The organism is Microbacterium sp. MRS-1, from assembly GCF_000585455.1.
Taxonomy (GTDB): Bacteria; Actinomycetota; Actinomycetes; order Actinomycetales; family Microbacteriaceae; genus Microbacterium; species Microbacterium laevaniformans.
In genome coordinates this window covers 1-758 of the sequence record NZ_JAUF01000141.1, presented here as the reverse complement: position 1 = coordinate 758, position 758 = coordinate 1, and the positions used below count along the sequence as shown (strand labels likewise).

Annotated in this window: 1 protein-coding gene and 1 pseudogene; one reads left to right on the top strand and one right to left on the bottom strand. The window is 65.7% G+C overall.

Features of this window, described 5'->3' with window-relative positions; translation table 11 throughout:
• A pseudogene (locus AS96_RS14600) lies at positions 1-185 on the bottom strand (transposase); the annotation flags it as partial.
• Between the two features lie 156 nt (positions 186-341).
• Between AS96_RS14600 and AS96_RS14595 the strand changes: the two are divergent.
• A complete protein-coding gene (locus AS96_RS14595) occupies positions 342-731 on the top strand; it encodes an IS5 family transposase (protein ID WP_036291411.1) in 390 nt (129 codons plus the stop codon).
• Positions 732-758: the final 27 nt, after the last annotated feature.

Below are 758 nucleotides of genomic sequence, written 5' to 3'. Positions count from 1 at the left end.
CCCGTTGCGTTGCGCGACACGGTCAGCGCTGGGCTTGCCCCATTCGGCGCCGACGACGGCGTCCACGTCGGCGGACAGCAGCGCGTTGATCATGGTCTGCAGCAGGCTGCGCATCAGATCCGGCGACGCATCGGACAGGGCTTCGGCGAGCACGCTCGCAGGTCGACAATATGAGGAGCGGTCATCGTGATGATTCCGTTCGAGTGGGATGTGAGAGTTTCCTCGAAGGATCACACGGTGACCGCGCTCACGTCGTGAACGACGAGCTTGGTCACCGCGCGCTACACCACTAGGCCGTGTTGATCAAGTGGTTTCGGGTTCCGGTGGGCGAGTCTTGAACGGTGACGCGACACGAGGTCTCTGACGAGGTGTGGGCTGTGATGGAGCCGCTGATGCCGGTGCCGACGGGAAGGTCTCGGCCGTGGGCGGATCACCGCCTTGCGGTGGAGGGCATGGCGTGGAAGTACCGCACCGGGGCGCCGTGGCGGGACGTGCCGGAGCGGTTCGGGAAGTGGAACTCGATCTACAAGCGGTTCAACCGGTGGGCCGAGGACGGCACCTGGGAGAAGCTGCTCGCCGAGGTGCAGAAGCAGGCCGACGCTGCCGGGAAGATCGACTGGGTCGTCTCGATCGACTCGACCATCGCGCGTGTCCATCAGCACGGTGCCACTCTCGCCCGGGACACAGGGGGCCCTGCCGAATCACAAGAATCCGTGGTTCGAGCCGCCTGATCACGGGATCGGACGCTCCCGTGGCGG